This window comes from Nocardia sp. NBC_00508 (genome assembly GCF_036346875.1).
Classification (GTDB): domain Bacteria; phylum Actinomycetota; class Actinomycetes; order Mycobacteriales; family Mycobacteriaceae; genus Nocardia.
The window spans coordinates 6,013,463-6,033,685 of sequence record NZ_CP107852.1 but is presented as its reverse complement, the minus strand read 5'-3'; the positions used below and the strand labels follow the sequence as shown (position 1 = coordinate 6,033,685).

Below are 20,223 nucleotides of genomic sequence, written 5' to 3'. Positions count from 1 at the left end.
CACCGATCACCCAGGAGAATTCCGTGAGCAAGAAGTCCGATTCGCGGGCAGGCACCGTCACGACCTTCGGGCACGGCACGGCCCGCGCCACCCCGGACCTGATGCGGGTGACGATCTCCGTCGAATCCCGGGCGAGCAAGGTCGCGCTCGCCTACCGCCAGGCCGGCGAGCGGGTGGCCGCGCTCACGCGATCGCTGCGATCCGACCGCGTCGAGGGCGCCGACATCGCCACCAGCGGTCTGTCGGTGCAGACCGAGACGGTGTGGACCGAGGGCCAGGGCAACCGCATCACCGGATACCTCGCCACCACGTCGCTGACCGTGGCATTGCGCGATATCGGCGAGACCTCCGATCCCGGACCCGCCACGATCATCGCCAACTGTGTCGAGGTGGGCGGCGACGACGTCCGCCTCGGTGGCCTGACCCTCACCTTCGCCGACCAGGAGTCCTTGCTCGCCCGGGCTCGCGACGCCGCGTGGGAGAACGCCCTGGCCAAGGCCGAGCAGTACGCGGAGCGCGCGCAGCGCCCGCTCGGCAAGGTCCTGGAGATCACCGAGAACGCCGCCTCCGCGCCACCGGTCCCGCGTGTGCAGAGCATGTCCGCCCCGATGGAGGCCTACCGCGGTCCCGGTCGAACTGGGCGAGAGCGAGATCGCCGCGGGCATTCGCATCACGTGGCAGCTGGATTGATCCGTCACGCCGGTCGAACTCCGAGGTGACGCTGATCGGGGACTCGACGCTCCAGCAGTGCAAGGCATTCGACGTGGTGGGTCGCGGGAAACGCGTCGAAGGCGCGCAGGTCGGCGAGCCGGTAGCCCGCCGCCTGGTACAGCCCGAGATCCCGGGCGAACGCCGCCGGGTCGCATCCGACGTGGACGATCCGCGTCGGCCCGCTCGCCGTGACCGCGCCGACCACTTCCTTGCCCGCGCCCGCGCGCGGCGGATCGAGCACCACCACATCCGGCGCCGCCGAGCCGACGTGCTCCACCACCCAGCGCTCCACCCGCTGGGTGCGCAGCTCCACCCAGGGCAGATCACGCAGCGCGGCGGCGCCGTCCGCGACCGCCGGCCGCGCGGAGTCCACCCCTAGCACCACACCGGTCCGGCCGACCTGCTCGGCCATACGCGCGGCGAAGACACCCGCCCCGCTGTAGAGATCCCAGGCGCGACCGCCTGCGCCGAGTCCGGACCACTCCGCTACCAGGTCCGAATAACGTTGCGCCGCACCGCGATGCGCCTGCCAGAAGCCGGTCGCCGCGACCTCCCACCGCCGCCCCGCCACGTACTCGACCGCGCGCCCGCTGCCCGCGAACACCCATTCGTCACGTGCCGCGTGCGCGGCGGCCCGCCGCGCGGACGCGTCGCGCCGTTCGTCTCGCCGGGTGGGCGCAGCAGGGGCTACCTCGCTGCTCCACGGATCGGAACCGCGCCGTCCCCCGCGGCGATCGCGACCGTGCGGGCGGTCGCGGCGCCTGGAGTTGTCCCGCCGGTCGCTCCCACCCGGGCCGCGCCGGTCGCCGCCGCGGCTGCCGGGTCCGGTCTCCGCGGCGGGCGCCAACTCGACGATGTGCCGGATGCCGTCGCCGTCCACCGCGATCACCAGGTCGGCGCCCGGCGTCCAGTGCCGATCCGCGATACCCTCCAGCGCCCCCGCGACCGGCTGTGGGCAGCGCAGATCCGCGATCACGTCGGTGCTGCGAAATCGGTGCACGCCGGCGCGTCCTCGTTCGTCCACCGCGAGCCGCACGCGGGTGCGCCACCCGCCGATGGTTTCGCCGGACTCGATCGGCTCCACCAGCACGTCACGCTCGATCCCGGCCACCCGGCGCAGCTGCTCGGCCACCACCGTGGCCTTCAGCGCGCGCTGCGCCGCCGGCGTGGCGAAGGAGAAATCGCAGCACCCGGCGCCGCCGGGGCCGGACACCGGGCAAGTGGGGGGCACTCGGTCCGGTGCCGCCTCGAGCACCTCGACGGCGTCGGCACGGCAGTACGAGCCGCCGCGATCCTCGGTGACCCTGGCCAGCACCAGCTCGCCGGGCAACCCGTGCCGGACGAACATCACACGTCCCTCGTGCCGTGCGACACAGAAGCCGCCGTGCCCAGGCGGCCCCAGCCGCACTTCGAACGTGCTCGTCCGCCAATCACTCATCCCGAATACTCCGTGGATGTCATGTCCGGTCCTCGTACCCCCGCCGCACCGCGCCGGGGGCGTTCACCACGCCGGGTACCCTCGCCCGTGCGGACGAACTCAGCTGCCACGGCACGCTGGTCACCATTACACCCGGCTCGAACAGCAACCTTCCCTTCAGCCGCAGCGCGCTCTGGTTGTGCAGCACCTGCTCCCACCAGTGGCCGACCACGTACTCGGGAATGAACACCGTCACCACGTCGCGCGGTGCGTCTTTGCGTACCCGCTTCACGTAGTCGAGGACCGGCTTGGTGATCTCCCGGTACGGCGATTCGATCACCTTCAGCAGCACCGGGATGTCGCTGTTCTCCCATTCCCGCACCAGCGCCCTGGTGTCGGCCTCGTCCACGTTCACCGTCACCGCCTCCAATGTGTCGGGGCGGGAGGCGCGGGCGTAGGCGAGTGCGCGGCGGGTCGGCAGGTGCAGCCGGGAGACCAGCACGATGGAGTGCGAGCGGCTGGGCAGAACGCCGTCCCACTCGTGCTCGTCCAGCTCGCGCGCGACCGAATCGTAATGCCGCCGAATCATCTTCATCACCACGAAGATTGCGACCATGGTGAAGATCGCGATGTACGCGCCGGCGAAGAACTTGGTGATCAGCACGATAACCAGCACGGCGCCGGTCGCGCTGAGGCCGACCGCGTTGATCACCCGCGACCGCTTCATCCGCGCGCGCTGCCCCGGATCGGTCTCGGTGCGCAGCAGACGCGTCCAGTGCCGCAGCATGCCGGTCTGGCTGAGCACGAACGAGACGAACACACCGACGATGTACAGCTGGATCAGCTTGGTCACCTCGGCGCCGAACAGCACCACGAACGCGATGGCCGCGCCGGAGAGGAACAGGATGCCGTTGCTGAACGCCAGCCGGTCGCCTCTGGTGTGCAACTGACGCGGCAGGTAGCGATCCTGCGCCAGGATCGAGCCGAGCACGGGGAACCCGTTGAACGCGGTGTTCGCGGCGAGCACGAGGATCAGGGCGGTCACCGTCGTGATGAAGAAGAAGCCGACGGGAAAACCCTGGAACACGGTGTCGGCGAGCTGGGCGATGAGCGTTTTCTGCTGGTAGTCGTCCGGGGCACCGGTCAGGTCGGAGACGTTGTGCGCGTAGACGATTCCGATCTTCTGGGCCAGGATGATCATGCCCATGAACAGCACGATCGCGATGATCCCCAGCATCAGCAGCGTGCTCGCAGCGTTGCGCGACTTCGGTTTGCGGAATGCGGGCACGCCGTTGCTGATCGCCTCCACACCGGTGAGCGCGGCGCAGCCAGAGGAGAACGCGCGCGCGATGAGGAAGGCGAACGCCAAGCCGTAGAGGTGTTCATGCTCGGCCAACCCGAAACCGGCCGATTCGGCCCGCAACTCCTCGCCGAGCACGAAGATCCGGAACAGGCCCCAGCCGAGCATGACGATCATGCCGAAGATGAACGCGTAGGTCGGAATGGCAAACGCGGTGCCCGACTCGCGGACGCCCCGCAGGTTCATCGCGGCGAGCGCGGCGATGGCCACGACGGCGAACAGCACCTTGTGGGTGGCGACGAACGGAATGGCCGAGCCGATATTGGACGCGGCCGAGGAGATCGACACGGCCACGGTGAGCACGTAGTCGACCAGCAGCGCGCTGCCCACGGTCAGGCCCGCGTTGGGGCCGAGGTTGGTCGTGGCGACTTCGTAGTCACCGCCGCCGGATGGGTAGGCGTGCACGTTCTGCCGGTAGCTGGCGACCACCACGGCCATCACGAAGGCGACCGCAAGACCGACCCAAGGTGCGTAAAGGTAAGCCGAGATCCCAGCGGCAGAGAGGACGAGGAAGATTTCTTCGGGGGCGTAGGCGACCGATGACATGGCATCGGAGGCGAACACCGGGAGCGCGATTCGCTTCGGCAGCAAGGTGTGACCGAGCGAGTCACTGCGGAAAGGCCTGCCCAGCAGCACTCGCTTCGCTGCTGTCGTCAACTTGGACACTGGAGCGAGCATAGGCCCCCGCACGGTGGATCGCGCGCGTGGCTCGCAGGTTTGCTCGGCGGCTGGAAGGGGAACGTGGCCGATGGAATCATTCGACGGGTAGCGTTCGACCGAACAGCAGAGCAGACCGAACACCATGGTTCCAGGAACGAGGTTGCACGGTGTACGTAGTGATCATGGGGTGCGGGCGAGTCGGCTCCTCGCTGGCCCATGCCCTGGTCCGCGTAGGTCACGACGTCACCGTGATCGACCGGGACTCCAGCGCCTTTCTGCGCCTCGGTTCCGACTTTCCCGGCCAGCGGGTGACCGGTGTCGGATTCGATCGAGATGTGCTGATCAGCGCGGGAATCGAGCGGGCGGACGCGTTCGCGGCCGTCTCCTCGGGCGACAACTCCAACATCATCTCCGCGCGGGTCGCCAGGGAGATGTTCGGCGTGCAGCGCGTGGTCGCCCGGATCTACGACGCCAAGCGCGCGGCCGTCTACGAGCGCCTCGGCATCCCGACCATCGCCACGGTGCCCTGGACCACGGACCGCTTCCTGCGCGCGCTCATCGGCGACCCCAGCACCACCACATGGCGTGATCCCACCGGGACAGTTGCTGTGACCCAGCTGACGCTGCACGAAGAGTGGTACGGCCGCACGGTGCGCGACTTGGAGCAGACCATCGCGGCCCGGGTCGCCTTCATCATCCGTTTCGGCCAGGGATTGCTCCCCGGCAGCAAGACCATCGTCCAAGCCGACGACATCGTCTACGTGGCCGCGACATCCGGCACCGTCGGCGAGGCGGTCGCCTTGGCCGCGAAGCCCCCAGCGAGCGAGGACTGAACATGAAAGTGGCCATCGCCGGAGCAGGCGCCGTCGGCCGATCGATCGCCAGGGAGCTCCTGCGCGGCGGGCACCGGGTGATGCTCCTGGAGCGTCACCTCGAGCACATTGATCCCGCGGCGATCCCGGACGCGGTCTGGGTGCACGCCGACGCGTGCGAACTGGCGCTGCTCGAGCAGGCCGGGCTGGAGACCTACGAGGTGGTCATCGCGGCCACGGGCGACGACAAGACGAACGTGGTGCACAGCCTGCTGGCCAAGACCGAGTTCGGGGTGCGCCGGGTGGTGGCGCGGGTGAACGATCCACGCAACGAATGGCTCTTCGACGCCTCATGGGGCGTGGACGTCGCGGTGTCCACGCCGCGCCTGCTTGCCTCGCTGGTCGAGGAGGCGGTGTCGGTCGGGGATCTTGTGCGCCTGATGACGCTGCGTCAGGGCCAGGCGAACCTGGTGGAGATGACGCTGCCCGCGGACACCGCGCTGGCGGGCAAGCCGGTGCGCACGCTCACCCTGCCGCGTGATGCCGCCCTCGTGACGATCCTGCGCGGCGGGCGGGTGATCGTGCCGCAGCCCGACGACCCGTTCGAGGGCGACGACGAACTGCTGTTCGTGACCTCGGTGGAAGCCGAGGAGGACCTGCGGCTGGAGCTGGCCAACCACGGCATCAGACCATAACTCCCCGGGTACGGCCGATGCGTCCTCGCCGGAGCACCGCCGGGGACTACGCGGCCAGTTTCAGCTCCGCGCGCAGCTTGTTCAGCGCGCGGTGCTGCATCACCCGGACCACGCCGGGGCTGGTCCCGATGGCGTCCGCGGTCTGCGCCGCCGACCAACCGAGCATGATGCGCATCACCAGCACCTCGCGGTGCCGAGGCGCCAGCACGTTCATGAGTTCTCTTGTGGCGGTGCGACGTTCGGAGGCCAGCGCCCATTCCTCGGGTCCGGCGGCGGAGGACGCGGCATCCGGGACGTCGGCCACCGGGTAGGCGGGGTGCTGCTGCGAGCGGCGGAACGCGTCGGCGACCTTGTTGGCCGCGATACCGTAGACGAATGCCAGGAACGACTTGCCCTGGTCACGGTAGCGCGGGATGGCGTTGACGGTGGCCAGAAGGATCTCCTGCACCACGTCGTCGGCGGTGACCTGCAAATGGGCCGTATTGCCCAGGCGCGCACCGCAGTAGCGGCGCACCAGCGGGTGCACGACCCGGATGATCTCGGTGACCGCCTGACGGTCGCCTGCGGCCGCCGGACCGATCAGCTTGTCCAGCTCGGCCGATATCCGGCGGCTCTCCGAGAGAGCGGGGTTGTGGTTCTTGGGCAGCGCCGCGGTGTTGTGCTCGGTAGCCACGTTCGAGTCCTTCCTTGCCGATCAGTGCGTGTTTTCGGTACGCATTGATCGTCTGCCGAACTCGGGGCGGCAACCAGGCACCCCAGGGTGGGTAACCGCCCACCTCGGCGGTGGGACTTACCCCACCCCTGTGGACTTCGCCGGGCAGCGGCGAAAAGTTAACGACCAGCGAAGGCAGGGGCAGAAGAGCACAGCCGTACGAAGTGCGCCCGCAGCCCGCGCCCCGAGTGAAGGCGAGGCAGCCGCAACCCGCGCCGGGCCGAGCGAAGGCGAGGCAGCCGCAACCCGCGCCGGGCCGAGCGAAGGCGAGGCAGCCGCAACCCGCGCCGGGCCGAGCGAAGGCGAGGCAGCCGCAACCCGCGCCGGGCCGAGCGAAGGCGAGGCAGCCGCAACCCGCGCCGGGCCGAGCGAAGGCGAGGCAGCCGCAACCCGCGCCGGGCCGAGCGAAGGCGAGGCAGCCGCCTACGCCGGGCCGAGCGAAGGCGAGGCAGCCGCCTACGCCGGTCCGGTCGCCGCCACGGTCTTGGTGGGCAGATGGCCCGCACGGCGTACCGCCCAGATGGTGACGCCCAGCGCCACGGCGGTCAGCGGCCAGCCCATCGCGATTCGGGCGAACGCGAGCCAGCCGGTTCGGTCGGTGTCGTAGAGCTGCGACTGCACCAGGTAACGGGCGCCGAACACGACGACCCACGTGGCGGTGGCCAGGTCGTACAGGCGCACCAGCCGGGGATCGGACCGCCAGTCGGAGCCGTGTCCGTTCAGTACGCCCCAGATCACGCCGACCAGTGGCCGGCGGACCAGGATGGAGCCGAGGAACACCCCGGCATAGACGAGGCTGGTGTAGATGCCGAAGAGGAAGAATCCCTTGGCCTCCCCCATCCGGTAGGCGATGAAGGCACAGACGCCGACGCCGAGGAAGCCGGAGATGGCGGGCTGGATGGGGTTGCGCCGCACCAGACGCCAGACCAGGACGGCGGCCGCCACACCGAGAGCCGCCCAGATCGCGACGGTCAGCCCGGCGACACTGTTCACGGGGACGAACACGACAACGGGAAGTGTCGAGTAGATCAGGCCGCTGAAGCCGCCCAGTTGTTCGAGGAGGGTCTGCTCGGCACGTTCCTCGTCACTGCCGTCGGGCAGGTCGAGCCCGGTGGTGCGATCGCCTGAGCCTGCGTTGTCGTCGCTGGATGGCATACGTCAGCTGTTCCCGCGCAATTCGTAGTAGGGGTTGTAGATCACTTTGCGGCCGTCGCGGTCACCCACTCGGCCGCGGACCAGGATGCGCCGCCCCGGCTCGATACCGGGAATGCGCCTGCGCCCGATCCAGACCAGGGTGATGGTGTCGGTGCCGTCGAAGAACTCCGCTTGCACAGCGGCGCCGGCGGACTTGGGACATGCTTCGACGCTCCGAAGCCTACCGAGCATGGTGGCCTCGTCACCGCGCCGACACTCCGACGCGCGGTGCGCTCCCGACGCCTCGGACGTCTCGGCCAGCTCCTCGGCATCCAGCTGATCGATGTCTTCGGTCAGCCTGCGAGTCAGCCGTCGAAAATAACCTGAGGCTGCGGATGACATTGTGCACGCTCTCCTGCATAGAGCAGATGGCGTGGGTCGCACACCATCGTGGGCATTCCAACCGCACGGCCTGCTGAGGCCGTACACCGCCACTGTAGATGGGCTCGGCCACCCCCGCTACGCTCGGACCGATGTTCGACTCCCCACATCCGGCTCGCGTCGTGGCCCTGCCCGGTACCGGATCCGACGCCGATTTCGCCCGGCGCGCCTTCGGGCCCGCCAGCGCGGCACGCGGTCTCGATTTCGTCGCGGTGGAACCGGATCCGCGCCGGGTCGTCGCGAGCTGCCGGGCCGGATTGGACGCGGCGGCGCGCTCGGGCCGGGTCCTCGCCGCAGGGATCTCACTCGGGGCCGCGATCGCGCTGGAGTGGGCGGCCGAGCATACGGATCTTGTGGTCGGGGTCGTCGCGGCGCTGCCCGCCTGGACCGGACCCGACACCGCCGCCTGTCCAGCGGCGCTCAGCGCCGCGGCGACCGCCGCCCAGCTGCGTACCGACGGTCTGGCGGTGGTGCTCGACCGGATGCGAGCCAGCAGCCCACGGTGGCTGGCGGACGCGCTGACCCAGTCGTGGCGGGCGCAGTGGCCCCACCTTCCCGCGGCGTTGGACGAGGCCGCCGACTACAAATGGCCGGATGCCGAGCGGCTGGCCGCCTTCGAGCTGCCGATCGCCGTGGTCACCGCGATCGACGACCCGGTGCATCCGGTGGCGGTGGCCGAAGAGTGGGCCGCGCTGGCCCCCCACGCGCGCCTGCACCGGATCACCCTGGACGAACTAGGCGCCGACCCCGCGATCCTCGGGCAGACCGGAATCGGCGCTTTCGGCTGAGTGAACGGCCGGTCTCGGCCTGCTCAGTTCAGGCCGAGCTGCTGCATGGCCGACCCGTCCGCGCCACGGCGCGGGCCCTCCGGCATGCGCGGCGGCTGCACCGGTTGCGGCCCGGTCTGCGGCGCGGCCACTTGCGCGGCCATCGCCTGCTGCTGGACTTCCACCTGCTGCTGGTGGGCCGCGGCCAGCTGCTCGGCCAACTGCTGCGGCAGCACCACCGGCAGCGGCTCACGCACCGGCAGCGGATCCTCACCGCGTCGCACCACCGTATCGCTGAGGATGGCGCGCGCCGCCTTGACCAGCGGGCTGCCGTCGTTCGCCGCCCCTGAGGGGCCCGCGGCGACCAGCCGCAGCATCCAGCGGTAGCCGTCCACGCCGATGAAGCGCAGGTCGGCGCCCTCGGTGAGGGCGAGCAACTCCCGGCCCCACGGCCCGTTCTCCACCGAGACCCTGGCGCCGTCCTTGCGGAGCGAGTCGGCGAGATCCGCGGCGACCAAACGCCACTGGCCCGAGGTTTTGGGCGCGGCGTAGGCCGCGACGGTGATCCGGCCGTGCTCGGTAGCCAGGTGCACCGCCTGCGGCTGGCCTTCCGGGGTCATCTCGACCTGCAACTGGCCGCCGGTCGGAACCGGCAGCAGCACCGACCCGAGGTCGAGCCGCTGCTCGGACACATCCTCCAGCCGTTCGGCGACCTCGTCGTAGTCGTAGGGGCCGGGCCGACCCTGCAGCGTGTCGGCGTCGAAGTCCACGCCCGCGTACGAGCGCTCGTCGGTGGGGGCGTCGTCGTAATATTCGTCGTCGTAGTCCGGCGCGTAGTCGGCGTCGTCGTAGTCGCCCGCCTCGTCGTAGTCGCCCGCCTCGGCGTACTGCTCGTCCGCGTACCGGTCCGACGACTTCTTTCTCTTTCCGAACATTCCCGTCATGCCTCCTTGCCGGTCGCCCGGCCCGCCCCGTTCGCCTGCGCGGTCAGACTCGCGTGACCCCCGCTGGAGCCGTAGCCACCCGCCCCACGGGTCGTCTCGTCGAGCGAGTCGACCTCCACGAAATCCACCAGCTCCACTCGCTGCACCAGCAATTGCGCGATCCGGTCGCCGCGACGCAATTCGATCGCCGTGCGCGGGTCGTGGTTGATGAGGCACACCTTGATCTCGCCCCGATACCCCGCGTCGACCGTGCCGGGGGTGTTCACCACCGACAGCCCGGCCTTGGCCGCCAGCCCCGAGCGCGGATGGATCAGGCCGACCGTACCCGCCGGCAGCGCGACGGCGACACCGGTGCCGACCAGCACCCGCTCCCCCGGCTCCAGGATGACGTCCTGGGTGGTGCACAGATCCACGCCCGCGTCGCCCGGATGGGCACGCGTGGGCACGGGGATGCCGGGGTCCAGCCGCAGCAAGGGTATGGGTGAAAGTGCGCTCACGTTGGACGAGCCTACGCGTACGCTGTTGGCCCTCGTGACTTAGTGTTGACTCGTGTCGGACCAGCCCAATCCCGTGACCATGGACGAGAAAAAGCAGCCCGCGCACCGCTACCGCGAGCGCTTGTGGGTGCCGCTGTGGTGGTGGCCGGTGGCCTTCGCCATCGCCGGATTGCTCGCCGCGGAGATCCACATGGGCGCACCGGGCTTACGTGCCTGGCTGCCTTACGTGCTGCTGTTCCCCGTCCCGGTCTGGGTGCTGCTGTGGCTGAGCCGCCACCGGATCGAAGTGGCGCCCGACGCGGCCGGTACGCCGGAGCTGCGCGCCGACCGGGCACATCTTCCGGTGAATTTCGTGGCCCGCGCGGCCACCGTCGCCCCCACCGCGAAAAGTGCGGCGCTGGGCCGCCAGCTCGACCCTGCCGCCTATGTTCAGCATCGCCCCTGGGTCGGGTCGATGGTCTTGCTCGTGCTCGACGACCCGGACGACCCGACGCCGTACTGGCTGGTCAGTACGCGACGGCCCGAACGGGTCCTTGCCGCGCTCGGTCTTCCGAGCGCGGGCTGACACTGTGTTCGATCTCCGCGAGATCAGGCGGCGCAATCCATGCAGATCATCTGGCCGCCCTTTTCGCTGGCCAGCCTGCTCCGGTGATGGACCAGGAAACAGCTGGAACAGGTGAACTCGTCGGCCTGCTTCGGGATCACCCGAACCGTCAGCACTTCCTCGGACAGGTCGGCGCCGGGAAGCTCGAACGACTCCGCGGTATCGGATTCGTCGATATCCACGACGGCGGACTGTGCCTCGTTACGACGAGCCTTCAGCTCCTCCAGCGAATCTTCCGACACATCGTCGGATTCGGTGCGCCTCGGTGCGTCATAGTCGGTTGCCATGTCGTCTTCCCCTCGTCCTAACTCCGTGTATCCCGGACCGGTCCGTTCACACCCGATTCCTGCCGGAATCGGAGCGATCGATACCGCCCCGCCGGTGGTGCACGTCACACGCACACCGGTCGCCTATCAGGGCGGATCGCACCGATCCACTCTGGATAGCGCTGGGTAAACGCAGGACATGCCCTTCTTGTTCCCGCGACCGACCACCGGTTTCGCCACTGGTGATTCGATCTGGGCCGCCAGACAATAGCGGACCCCGGAGCAAAAGTCGCAATCAAAACACAGCCGAGTCGAAACTGAGGGGCAATCGACACCATCGGTGGAACGCACCGAGACCTTGCACGGCGCCCGGGACACATTTTCGTAGAGTGTGTTGGTGGTTTCACTGATCACCGAAGGCACCGCGACGGATTCGCAAGGTCAGCCGTTCCTTCGGCGCCGCCCCCAGCCCTGGCTCGTCATGCTCGGAGTTCTCGCACTGATCTGCGGGATCGTCTGGATCAAGGCACTCACGACGCACGACACCGACAACACCGCGATGGCGTGCAACTCGCCGAGTCCCGCCACCGATCCCGGTGCTCCGCAGCCGCCTCCGCTCGGCCAGCGGGTCGGCGCCGGGCGGCTGCAGGACGTGGAACCCGCACCGCTGGCGGCCAGCAAGGTGCGCGTGCTGAACGCGAACAACCAGCGCGGCCAAGCCGCACATGTCGCCGCTAAGCTCGGCGATCTCGGCTTCGCGAGCGCGCCGGGGACGCAATACGGCAACGATTCGATATACGTCAACGGCGACCTGGAGTGCACCGGACAGATCCGCTTCGGCGTGAGCGGCCGTCCGGCCGCCGCCGCGGTGCAGTTGGTCGCGCCGTGCGCCGAGCTGATCGAGGATCAGCGCGGCGACGACACTGTCGATCTGGTCCTCGGTTCGCTGTTCCGGGATATCCGGCCCAGCAATGACGCCGAGGAGGTGCTGCGTTCGCTGAAGAATCCGGCGCCCGGCAACTCCACCTCGATCGATATCGAACTGCTCGACGCCGCGCGGCAGGCCCGCTGCTGATCAGCGATCGGGAATCGGCTCGGTCGCGCCGACCCGGGCCAACAGTGCCGCGAGTTCGTCGGCGATGCCGGGCGCGGCAGCCACCACCAGGTCGCCGTCGGTGCCCGGGGACGTCGCGGGAGGGAGGGTCAGCCGCGCACCCGCCTCGGCGGCGATCAGCGCGCCCGCACCCCAATCCCAGGCATTGAGGCCGTGCTCGTAATAGGCGTCCACCCGGCCCGCCGCCACGTGGCACAGATCCAGCGCCCCCGCGCCGAAGCGGCGGATGTCGCGCACGTGCGGCAACACCTGCGCGATCAGCTCGGCCTGCCTTGCCCTGCGCTGCCTGCCGTAGGCGAATCCGGTGGCCACCAACGACATCGAGACCGATTCGACGGCCGTGCAGCGCAGATGCTCCACCACCCCGTCCGCGCCGACGCTCAGCGCACCGAGCCCGAGCCCGGCGCTGTAGGTCGCCGCCCGCGCGACATCCACCACGGCGCCCGCCACCGGTCGCCCGCCGCGCAGCGCGGCCACCGAGACGGCGTAACCGGGGATGCCATAGAGGAAGTTGACCGTACCGTCGATCGGATCCACGACCCAGTGGACGGTGTCGGCGCTCGCGTCGTCGATGCTGCCGCCGCCCTCCTCACCGAGGATCGGGTCACCGGGGCGTTGTTCGGCGAGCAGCCTTCGGATCAGCTCTTCGGTTTCGGTGTCCACGATGGTCACCGGGTCGGTGGCGTGGCTCTTGGCCTGCACGGCGCCTTCGGCGTACGCGCCCGCAGGCCCGAACACCTCGGGACGGCGGGCGCGGACATGGGCGGCGGCGGTTTCCGCGAGATCGACCGCGACGCGGCGCAGATCGGCCTCGTCGCCGCGCGCGACGATCGAGAGGAACGAGTCGGGGGTGTAGTCGGACACTGACGATGAGGTTTCCGGCACGCCTTCCATCGCATCACAGATCCTCGGCGGACGCCCAGCCCCGGTGTCGCATTACTCTTGTCGTGCACGACACAGCGCCGTCGTCGGGCACCCATCGCATCGCCCCGTCCTGGCGTCGTGGGTCCGGGTGCGGCGACGCTGTCACCACACCGGCCAGCACAGGGAACAAGGGGTTAGTCATGTCCGCTCGGGGGCACGCATTCGGTATCGATATCGGCGGCAGCGGCGTCAAGGGCGCCGCGGTGGATCTGGCCACCGGCGAGTTGGTCCATGAACGGATCAAGATCGCGACGCCGCACCCCGCGACACCGCTGGCCGTGGCCGAGGCGGTGGCCGAACTGATCGCCAAGGCGCAGTGGAACGGCCCGGTCGGCCTCACCCTGCCCTCGGTGGTGATCGGCGGCGTGGCGCGCACCGCTGCCAATATCGACAAATCCTGGATCGGCACCGACGCGAGGGCGCTGTTCTCCGCCGCGCTCGGCGGCCGTCCGGTCACAGTCCTCAACGACGCGGACGCGGCGGGCATGGCCGAGGACCATTACGGTGCGGCAACGAATTTTGCGGGGCTGGTCGTGCTGCTGACCTTCGGCACCGGCATCGGCTCGGCGCTGCTCTACCACGGCACGCTGGTGCCCAACACCGAACTCGGCCACCTGGAGATCGGCGGCAGGGAGAGCGAGCACCGCGCGGCGGCCTCGGTGAAGGAGCGCGACGACCTGACCTACGAAGAGTGGGCCGCCGAAGTCAGCATTGTGCTGACCACCATGGAGAACCTCTTCTTCCCGGTCGTGTTCGTCGCGGGCGGGGGCATCAGCCGGGACGCCGAGAAGTGGATCCCCTTGCTCACCAACCGGACCCCGGTCATTCCAGCGCGCCTCCGGAACACCGCGGGCATCGTCGGCGCGGCTATGGCGATCGCCGGAGGCATCGCCCCCTGAGGCGCGCGGGCGCGGCCGGGATGCCGTTCCTGGCATCGCGCCATAGGTACCCTGGTTAGATCGTTACAATGGAACGTGCCCCCGGCTGAGCCGGAGAAACCCCGACCGGCCCTCCGCCGGTGAAACCCGACAGATCGCTCCGCCGGAACACTACTCTGGCGTGACGCCGCACGAGACCGTCACGAAAGGGCGTACGTGGTAGCCACGAATACCCGTCAGACCGCCGAATCGGCCGATGCCGACTCCGCAGATGTAACCGAAGCACGGCCGGTCCGTAAGGCTGCCGCGAAGAAGGCTCCGGCGAAGAAGGCCGCCGCCAAGAAGGCGCCTGCCAAGAAGGCCGCCGCCAAGGCGACCAAGGCTCCGGCGAAGAAGGCCACCACCAAGAAGGCGGGACCGGACGGCGAGCCCGGCGCCGAGGAGACCGTGGAGGACGAGTCGCTCGACCTCGACGATCTCGGCGATCTGGAAGTCTCCGACGAAGACCTCGCCGACGGTGACGAGCTGGTCGAGGTCGCCGGGGACACCGAGACCGAGGCCGAGGAGTCCGGCGAGCCGACCGCGGCGCAGAAGGCCTCCGGTGACTTCGTCTGGGACGAGGAGGAATCCGAGGCGCTACGGCAAGCCCGCAAGGACGCCGAACTCACCGCCTCGGCCGACTCGGTCCGCGCCTACCTCAAGCAGATCGGCAAGGTCGCGCTACTCAACGCCGAGGAGGAGGTCGAGCTCGCCAAGCGGATCGAGGCCGGTCTCTACGCGGCGGAGAAGGTGCGCGAGTTCACCGAGCAGGGCGAGAAGCTGCCGGTCGCGATGCGCCGCGACTTCAACTGGATCGTCCGCGACGGTAACCGGGCCAAGAACCACCTGCTCGAGGCCAACCTGCGCCTGGTCGTGTCGCTGGCCAAGCGCTACACCGGCCGCGGTATGGCGTTCCTGGACCTGATCCAGGAGGGCAACCTGGGTCTGATCCGCGCGGTGGAGAAGTTCGACTACACCAAGGGCTACAAGTTCTCCACGTACGCCACCTGGTGGATCCGGCAGGCCATCACTCGCGCCATGGCCGACCAGGCCCGCACCATCCGCATCCCGGTGCACATGGTCGAGGTCATCAACAAGCTCGGCCGCATCCAGCGCGAGCTGCTCCAGGACCTCGGCCGCGAGCCGACGCCGGAGGAGCTGGCCAAGGAAATGGACATCACGCCGGAGAAGGTGCTGGAGATCCAGCAGTACGCGCGTGAGCCCATCTCGCTGGACCAGACCATCGGCGACGAGGGCGACAGCCAGCTCGGCGACTTCATCGAGGACTCCGAGGCCGTCGTCGCGGTGGACGCGGTGAGCTTCACGCTGCTGCAGGACCAGCTGCAGTCCGTGCTGGAGACCCTCTCCGAGCGCGAGGCGGGCGTCGTCCGGCTGCGCTTCGGCCTCACCGACGGTCAGCCGCGCACCCTCGACGAGATCGGCCAGGTCTACGGGGTGACCCGCGAGCGCATCCGCCAGATCGAGTCCAAGACCATGAGCAAGCTGCGCCACCCCAGCCGCTCCCAGGTGCTGCGCGACTACCTGGACTAGGTCGCATCGCCTCGACGCCCGCATTCGTTGTGCCGCTCGATATTCCAGCGGCACCGCGAATGCGGGCGTCGCGCTTTCCGCCTACCGTCTCTGGTTTCCGCTCGTCCTGAACGTCTACCGGCCGCCGACCGGTCCGGTGCCATGATTCGATCGAGACGACCGCACCGGCGCCGATCGGGCGGAACGGGAGGTGTCCTTCAGGTCGACGCCTGAACCACCGTCCGGCAATGACGACGGGGCACCGAGAACGCGATGTCGGCGCGTGCCCGGTGCCCACTTCTGCCGCAGGGACCTCGATCAGCTGAGGCCGAAGTCGAGTCCGAACATCAATTTGAGCCAGTTGGCGAATACGCCGAGGCCCACACCGAGATCGATGCCGAAGGAACCCATCGATCTCATCTCCTTCCACGATCGAATCTGCGTATCCCCGACCCTCATTACTTATCGCTGGTCAGGGCACCTCTGTTGCATCGATAACCGGCGCTGAGCTTGTCGGTCACCGCATCGCGCGTCTGTGCGCCGCCGCCATGATCGGCTTGGCGATCGGCCCGACCGCTCCCCGTTCCGGCACACGCGAACTTGCCGACAGCCGCCGCCCAGGGCTGATCAGGAGATCGCGGGCTCGGGACGCGCGCGGCGTTGCAGCAGCCCGACCATCGGCTCGACCACTCGCGCCGTGATCGGGCCGAGCACCGCCATCAGCAGCACGTAGGTCGAGGCCAGGGCGGTGAGCTGCCCGTCCATCGCGCCCGAACTCACCGCCAATCCCGCGATGACGATGGAGAACTCGCCTCGGGCGACCAGTGCCGCACCGGCCCTGGCCCGGCCCATACGGCGGATGCCCTGCCTGGCCGCGGCCCACCATCCGGTGGCGACCTTCGTGACCAGAGTGACGACCGCGAGCGCGATGACCCAGCCCAGCACGGGCGGAATAGCCCGCGGATCGGTGTTGAGCCCGAAGGCGACGAAGAAGATCGCCGCGAACAGGTCGCGCAGCGGCTCGAGCAGTTTCGCCGCCTCGTGCGCGGTCGACCCCGAGATCGCGATGCCCAGCAGGAACGCCCCCACCGCCGCCGAGACGCTCAACGCCGACGAAACGCCCGCCACCAGCAGCGCTCCGCCGAGCAACGTCAGCAGGAAGACCTCGCGGTCGGCGCTGTCCACGATCGCCGAGACGTGGCGGCCGTAGCGCAGTGCCACGATGAGCACCAGCGTGATCGTCAGCAGCGCCAGCCCCAGCGCGCGCATCCCGCTGACCCAGCTCAACCCGGCCAGCACCGTGGTGAGGATCGGCAGGTACACCGCCATCGCCAGGTCCTCGAACACCAGGATGGACAGGATCACCGGGGTCTCGCGGTTGCCGAGGCGGCCGAGATCGTCGAGGACCTTCGCCACGATCCCCGAGGAGGAGATGTAGGTGACGCCCGCCATCGTGATCGCTCCGGGGATGCCCCAGCCCAGCATCAGGGCCACCAGCGCGCCCGGTGTCGCGTTGACCACGATGTCGACGATTCCCGCTGCCCAGGAGCGGCGCAGGCCGGTCACCAGTTCCGTCGCCGTGTACTCCAGGCCGAGCAGCAACAGCAGCAGCACCACACCGATCTCGCCGGCGACATGTCCGAATTCGTGGGCCGCCTCGAGTTTCACGACACCGCCCTGCCCGAACACCAGCCCGCCGACCAGATACAGCGGAATCGGTGACATACCGATGCGTCCCGCGACGCGACCCAGCATGCCGAGGGCGAAGAGAACCGCTCCGAGCTCGATCAGGGCGAGCGCGGTGTCCGTCACGTCAGCCGTGCGTCAAGATCTTCGCGGCGGCATCGAGACCCTCCGGGGTGCCGACGACCACGAGCAGGTCGCCCGCGGTGAAGGTGAAATCAGGACCTGGCGAGGGATGCAGCTGTCCCGCCCGCATGACCGCGACGATGGAGACCTTCGTGCGAGTGCGCATCTGGGTCTCGCCGAGGGTGCGCCCGTCGTAGGGGGACTCGTCGCCGATCGGTAGCTGACGAGTGGTGATCCCGGGCAGGTCGCGGTGATCGTCGTTGAGCTTGGCGACCAACTGCGGCGCGCCGAGCAGATTGGCCAGCACCGCCGCCTCGTCGGTGCTCAGCGGGATCTGCGCGGCGCAGGCATCCGGGTCGTCGAGCTTGGAGACGATCAGGTCGATGTCACCGTCACGGTGGGCGACCACGCCGATTCGGCGACCGGAGCGCACTTCGAAATCCTTGCGGACTCCGATGCCGGGTAGTGCGGTGACGTCGACGTTCACGCCTTCCAGATTAGCCGGATGTCCGAGTTGGTAAACCGTTCGGTCATCACTTCGGCCGATGGCGCGTCGCGTGCCCTGTGCTGTGATGGAGGCGTGCGGCGGTGGTCGGAAATCCCCGAGGGAACGCGGGACGCGCTCGGCGCGGTGATCGCGTTCGTCGCCGGCACGGTGCTGTACCTCACGGGACTGTCCACGATGACCGAGCGCGGCACGCTACTGTCGCTGTGGGTGCGGTTCGGCGTGCTGCTGGCGCTGTGCCTGGCGACGTATTTCCGCCGCCGGAATCCGATGGCGGCCATGCTCGGCGGACTGGTTCCCTTGGCGGTGGACACCTGGCTCGGCGCGACGGTACCGGTGTGGATCATCTACGCCGACCTGATCTATTCCGCCGTGCTCTACGCCGGGCGCCTGGCGTCGCGAATCACGATGCTGTGCTGGTCGTTGTTCTCCACGCTGGTCGTGGTGCTCACGCTGGCGCTGACCGGCGACCTGCGCGCGGTCTCGCTGGCGCTGGTGGCGGTCTTCAGTTTCGTGGCGACGCCGATCTGGTGGGCGAACTCCGTACGCACGCACCAGCAGATCGCGGCGGCCGAGCGCACCCGCGCGCAGGCGTTGACCCTGGTCGCCGAACTCGACCGGCGCGCGGCCATCGCGGACGAACGCACCACCATGGCACGCGACCTGCACGACGTGATCGCCGGTCACCTGTCGGCCATCGCGATCCATTCCGAGGCGGCGCTCGGGGTGCTGGCCCGCCGCGACGCCGACCCCGCGTTGGCCGGAATCATGCGGTCCATCCGTTCCAACAGCGTCAACGCGCTGCAGGAGATGCGCACGATGATCGGGTTGCTGCACAGCGACGGCCGCGCCGCGGACGAGGTGGCCGCGCCGCGCAGGCTCGCCCAGCTGTCGATCCTCGTGGATGCCGCACGGGCCGCGGGGATCTCGGTGCGGGTGCGCGAGTCGCTCGACGGCGCGGCGCTGCCGAGCGCCGTCGACCAGGCCGCCTACCGGATCGTCCAGGAGGCTTTGACCAACGCCATGAAACACGCACCGGGACAGGAGGTCTCCATCGACGTGCGGGCCGAGGACGAGGAGTTGCGCCTCTCGATCCGCAACCCGGCCGCGCCGGCGCGGCCACACCATGCGGCGGCGGACGCCGGGCATCGCGGTCTGGTGAACATGCGCGAGCGTGCGGCCGCGCTCGGCGGAAGCTTCCGCGCCGGGCCGGATTCCGGCGGCTGGGCAGTGCTGGCCCGGCTGCCGCTCGGATCCGCGAGCGCGTCATGACGATTCGAGTGGTGATCGCCGACGACCACGCGGCGATCCGCGCGGGGCTGCGGATGATCCTGGACGTCGAGGACGACATCGAGGTGGTCGGCGAGGCCGCCGACGGCGATATCGCGGTGGCGCAAGCCAAGGCGCTGCGGCCGCAGGTGGTGCTGATGGACGTGCGGATGCCCGGCATGGACGGGATCACCGCCACCGAACGGATCACCGCTGATGGTTCGGCCAGGGTGCTCATCCTGACCACGTTCGACCTGGACGAGTACGTCTTTCGCACGCTGCGCGCCGGCGCGGCGGGGTTCGTGCTGAAATCCGCGTCGGGGCAGTCGCTGGTCGAGGCCGTGCGCGCGGTCGCGGCGGGTGACGGCGTGCTGGCCCCGGAAGTGACGAAGGCCGTGATCTCGGCGTTCGCCGCATCGAATCGGACTGCGGTGCGACAGGTTCCGGCCGGGCTGGACGAACTCACCGAGCGGGAACGCGAAGTGCTCGACTGCCTCGGCGACGGTCTGTCCAACGCGCAGATCGCGGGCCGGTTGTTCATCGGCGAGACAACTGTCAAGACGCACGTCTCGAGAGTGCTGATGAAACTCGGTGTGCGGTCACGGGTTCAGGCCGCGATCCTCGCCCGCGAAATCCGCGGCCGATGATCACTCGGCGAGTGGGGCGAATGTCCCGTCCGCGCCGGGCTGGTAATCCTCCACCGCGGTGACCGCCGCCACCGGCAGCGGACCGTAGAGATGCGGGAACAGCATCGACTCCGGATCGGTCGGCACACCGGGCTCCCATTCGATCGGCGAGCCCACCCGGCCGGGGTCGATGCGCAGCAGCACCAGATCGCGCCGTCCCGCGAACAACCGGTTCGCGGGCAGGTGCACCTGCTGCGGCGCCGAGAGGTGAATGTACCCCACCTCGCGGAGCGAGGGCGCGCGGTACTCCCCCGTTTGCCGGGCGGAAAGCCACTCCCCCGAAGCACATAGGTGAACAAGCGTGTGAGTGTCGTAGGTCACGGGTAATCTCCCGGTAGACAACTGGATCGGCCGATCGAGGAAGTGATCGAGTGCACTTCGGCAACCTGACCTGTGGCGTTCGCCCGTAGCGAAATCCCTGGTCGTGTTATCGAAAACACACTGGATAA

The 20,223-nt window shown here is 69.2% G+C and carries 22 protein-coding genes; 10 read left to right on the top strand and 12 right to left on the bottom strand.

Going from position 1 to position 20,223, the window contains the following annotated elements; genetic code table 11:
- Window positions 1–23 precede the first annotated feature (23 nt).
- Complete coding sequence (locus OHA40_RS27085; protein WP_330229670.1) at window positions 24–719, top strand: SIMPL domain-containing protein; 696 nt, start codon at window positions 24–26, stop codon at window positions 717–719.
- Here OHA40_RS27085 and OHA40_RS27080 read toward each other — a convergent pair.
- Together OHA40_RS27080 and OHA40_RS27075 are read right to left on the bottom strand one after the other, a co-directional pair.
- The gene (locus tag OHA40_RS27080; RefSeq protein WP_330229669.1) at window positions 695–2,149 is read right to left on the bottom strand and encodes a class I SAM-dependent RNA methyltransferase; all 1,455 of its coding nucleotides are present in this window, start codon (window positions 2,147–2,149) and stop codon (window positions 695–697) included. The two genes, OHA40_RS27085 and OHA40_RS27080, sit on opposite strands and share 25 nt — an antisense overlap.
- Before the next feature lie 19 nt (window positions 2,150–2,168).
- A complete protein-coding gene (locus tag OHA40_RS27075; protein WP_330229668.1) occupies window positions 2,169–4,154 on the bottom strand; it encodes an APC family permease in 1,986 nt (661 codons plus the stop codon).
- A 161-nt stretch (window positions 4,155–4,315) separates the two neighbouring features.
- Here OHA40_RS27075 and OHA40_RS27070 point away from each other — a divergent pair, with 161 nt between their 5' ends.
- Together OHA40_RS27070 and OHA40_RS27065 are read left to right on the top strand one after the other, a co-directional pair.
- Window positions 4,316–4,981 (top strand): potassium channel family protein, encoded by a 666-nt coding sequence (locus OHA40_RS27070; protein WP_330229667.1) that lies wholly within the window; start codon window positions 4,316–4,318, stop codon window positions 4,979–4,981.
- Window positions 4,982–4,983: 2 nt separating this feature from the next.
- The gene (locus OHA40_RS27065; protein WP_330229666.1) at window positions 4,984–5,655 is read left to right on the top strand and encodes a potassium channel family protein; all 672 of its coding nucleotides are present in this window, start codon (window positions 4,984–4,986) and stop codon (window positions 5,653–5,655) included.
- 46 nt (window positions 5,656–5,701) lie between these two features.
- Here the strand turns inward: OHA40_RS27065 and OHA40_RS27060 are convergent, their stop codons facing one another.
- The 3 genes from OHA40_RS27060 to OHA40_RS27050 form a co-directional block, all read right to left on the bottom strand.
- The gene (locus OHA40_RS27060) at window positions 5,702–6,328 is read right to left on the bottom strand and encodes a sigma-70 family RNA polymerase sigma factor (RefSeq protein ID WP_330229665.1); all 627 of its coding nucleotides are present in this window, start codon (window positions 6,326–6,328) and stop codon (window positions 5,702–5,704) included.
- A 495-nt stretch (window positions 6,329–6,823) separates the two neighbouring features.
- Window positions 6,824–7,522 (bottom strand): DUF3159 domain-containing protein, encoded by a 699-nt coding sequence (locus OHA40_RS27055; RefSeq protein ID WP_330229664.1) that lies wholly within the window; start codon window positions 7,520–7,522, stop codon window positions 6,824–6,826.
- Window positions 7,523–7,525: 3 nt separating this feature from the next.
- On the bottom strand, window positions 7,526–7,903 hold the full coding sequence (locus OHA40_RS27050) for an OB-fold nucleic acid binding domain-containing protein (RefSeq protein WP_330229663.1): 378 nt from the start codon (window positions 7,901–7,903) through the stop codon (window positions 7,526–7,528).
- 131 nt (window positions 7,904–8,034) lie between these two features.
- Between OHA40_RS27050 and OHA40_RS27045 the strand changes: the two genes are divergently transcribed.
- On the top strand, window positions 8,035–8,730 hold the full coding sequence (locus tag OHA40_RS27045) for an alpha/beta hydrolase (RefSeq protein WP_330229662.1): 696 nt from the start codon (window positions 8,035–8,037) through the stop codon (window positions 8,728–8,730).
- A 23-nt stretch (window positions 8,731–8,753) separates the two neighbouring features.
- Here OHA40_RS27045 and OHA40_RS27040 read toward each other — a convergent pair whose 3' ends face one another.
- Together OHA40_RS27040 and dut are read right to left on the bottom strand one after the other, a co-directional pair.
- Window positions 8,754–9,644 (bottom strand): DUF3710 domain-containing protein, encoded by an 891-nt coding sequence (locus OHA40_RS27040; protein WP_330229661.1) that lies wholly within the window; start codon window positions 9,642–9,644, stop codon window positions 8,754–8,756.
- Window positions 9,645–9,649: 5 nt separating this feature from the next.
- Window positions 9,650–10,150, bottom strand: a complete 501-nt coding sequence (dut, locus tag OHA40_RS27035; protein ID WP_330229660.1) for a dUTP diphosphatase — start codon at window positions 10,148–10,150, stop codon at window positions 9,650–9,652.
- A gap of 79 nt (window positions 10,151–10,229) precedes the next feature.
- Between dut and OHA40_RS27030 the strand changes: the two genes are divergently transcribed.
- Complete coding sequence (locus OHA40_RS27030; protein ID WP_330234401.1) at window positions 10,230–10,715, top strand: DUF3093 domain-containing protein; 486 nt, start codon at window positions 10,230–10,232, stop codon at window positions 10,713–10,715.
- 23 nt (window positions 10,716–10,738) lie between these two features.
- Here the strand turns inward: OHA40_RS27030 and OHA40_RS27025 are convergent, their stop codons facing one another.
- On the bottom strand, window positions 10,739–11,041 hold the full coding sequence (locus OHA40_RS27025; protein ID WP_039799153.1) for a DUF4193 domain-containing protein: 303 nt from the start codon (window positions 11,039–11,041) through the stop codon (window positions 10,739–10,741).
- Window positions 11,042–11,417: 376 nt separating this feature from the next.
- Between OHA40_RS27025 and cei the strand changes: the two genes are divergently transcribed.
- Window positions 11,418–12,095 carry an envelope integrity protein Cei gene (gene cei / locus OHA40_RS27020; RefSeq protein ID WP_330229659.1) on the top strand — a complete coding sequence of 226 codons (678 nt, stop codon included), beginning with the start codon at window positions 11,418–11,420 and terminating at the stop codon, window positions 12,093–12,095.
- Here the strand turns inward: cei and OHA40_RS27015 are convergent, their stop codons facing one another.
- Window positions 12,096–13,028 carry an inositol monophosphatase family protein gene (locus OHA40_RS27015; RefSeq protein WP_442943823.1) on the bottom strand — a complete coding sequence of 311 codons (933 nt, stop codon included), beginning with the start codon at window positions 13,026–13,028 and terminating at the stop codon, window positions 12,096–12,098.
- A gap of 170 nt (window positions 13,029–13,198) precedes the next feature.
- Here OHA40_RS27015 and ppgK point away from each other — a divergent pair, with 170 nt between their 5' ends.
- Both ppgK and OHA40_RS27005 read left to right on the top strand, forming a co-directional pair.
- Window positions 13,199–13,957, top strand: a complete 759-nt coding sequence (gene ppgK, locus OHA40_RS27010; RefSeq protein WP_330229657.1) for a polyphosphate--glucose phosphotransferase — start codon at window positions 13,199–13,201, stop codon at window positions 13,955–13,957.
- 195 nt (window positions 13,958–14,152) lie between these two features.
- Window positions 14,153–15,526, top strand: a complete 1,374-nt coding sequence (locus OHA40_RS27005; protein WP_330229656.1) for an RNA polymerase sigma factor — start codon at window positions 14,153–14,155, stop codon at window positions 15,524–15,526.
- A gap of 606 nt (window positions 15,527–16,132) precedes the next feature.
- Here the strand turns inward: OHA40_RS27005 and OHA40_RS27000 are convergent.
- Together OHA40_RS27000 and OHA40_RS26995 are read right to left on the bottom strand one after the other, a co-directional pair.
- A complete protein-coding gene (locus tag OHA40_RS27000) occupies window positions 16,133–17,317 on the bottom strand; it encodes a cation:proton antiporter (RefSeq protein WP_330229655.1) in 1,185 nt (394 codons plus the stop codon).
- 1 nt (window position 17,318) lies between these two features.
- Window positions 17,319–17,801 (bottom strand): cation:proton antiporter regulatory subunit, encoded by a 483-nt coding sequence (locus tag OHA40_RS26995; protein WP_330229654.1) that lies wholly within the window; start codon window positions 17,799–17,801, stop codon window positions 17,319–17,321.
- An 18-nt stretch (window positions 17,802–17,819) separates the two neighbouring features.
- Here OHA40_RS26995 and OHA40_RS26990 point away from each other — a divergent pair, with 18 nt between their 5' ends.
- Complete coding sequence (locus OHA40_RS26990) at window positions 17,820–19,091, top strand: sensor histidine kinase (RefSeq protein ID WP_330229653.1); 1,272 nt, start codon at window positions 17,820–17,822, stop codon at window positions 19,089–19,091.
- On the top strand, window positions 19,088–19,735 hold the full coding sequence (locus tag OHA40_RS26985) for a response regulator transcription factor (RefSeq protein ID WP_330229652.1): 648 nt from the start codon (window positions 19,088–19,090) through the stop codon (window positions 19,733–19,735). Before OHA40_RS26990 ends, OHA40_RS26985 begins: the two co-directional genes overlap by 4 nt.
- On the opposite strand, the gene OHA40_RS26980 is transcribed toward OHA40_RS26985, so the two are convergent.
- Window positions 19,736–20,095, bottom strand: coding sequence for a DUF952 domain-containing protein (locus tag OHA40_RS26980; RefSeq protein WP_330229651.1), 360 nt, complete (start codon window positions 20,093–20,095; stop codon window positions 19,736–19,738).
- Window positions 20,096–20,223: the final 128 nt, after the last annotated feature.

Excerpts from the sequence above, each read along its gene's own strand:
- OHA40_RS27015 (WP_442943823.1), bottom strand. The coding sequence starts at position 13,028 with ATGGAAGGCGTGCCGGAAACCTCATCGTCAGTGTCCGACTACACCCCC.
- ppgK (WP_330229657.1), top strand. The coding sequence starts at position 13,199 with ATGTCCGCTCGGGGGCACGCATTCGGTATCGATATCGGCGGCAGCGGC.
- OHA40_RS27050 (WP_330229663.1), bottom strand. The coding sequence starts at position 7,903 with ATGTCATCCGCAGCCTCAGGTTATTTTCGACGGCTGACTCGCAGGCTG.
- OHA40_RS26985 (WP_330229652.1), top strand. The coding sequence starts at position 19,088 with ATGACGATTCGAGTGGTGATCGCCGACGACCACGCGGCGATCCGCGCG.
- OHA40_RS26990 (WP_330229653.1), top strand. The coding sequence starts at position 17,820 with ATGTCCGAGTTGGTAAACCGTTCGGTCATCACTTCGGCCGATGGCGCG.
- OHA40_RS27025 (WP_039799153.1), bottom strand. The coding sequence starts at position 11,041 with ATGGCAACCGACTATGACGCACCGAGGCGCACCGAATCCGACGATGTG.
- OHA40_RS27040 (WP_330229661.1), bottom strand. The coding sequence starts at position 9,644 with ATGTTCGGAAAGAGAAAGAAGTCGTCGGACCGGTACGCGGACGAGCAG.
- OHA40_RS27065 (WP_330229666.1), top strand. The coding sequence starts at position 4,984 with ATGAAAGTGGCCATCGCCGGAGCAGGCGCCGTCGGCCGATCGATCGCC.
- OHA40_RS27055 (WP_330229664.1), bottom strand. The coding sequence starts at position 7,522 with ATGCCATCCAGCGACGACAACGCAGGCTCAGGCGATCGCACCACCGGG.
- OHA40_RS27030 (WP_330234401.1), top strand. The coding sequence starts at position 10,230 with ATGGACGAGAAAAAGCAGCCCGCGCACCGCTACCGCGAGCGCTTGTGG.
- OHA40_RS27080 (WP_330229669.1), bottom strand. The coding sequence starts at position 2,149 with ATGAGTGATTGGCGGACGAGCACGTTCGAAGTGCGGCTGGGGCCGCCT.
- OHA40_RS27045 (WP_330229662.1), top strand. The coding sequence starts at position 8,035 with ATGTTCGACTCCCCACATCCGGCTCGCGTCGTGGCCCTGCCCGGTACC.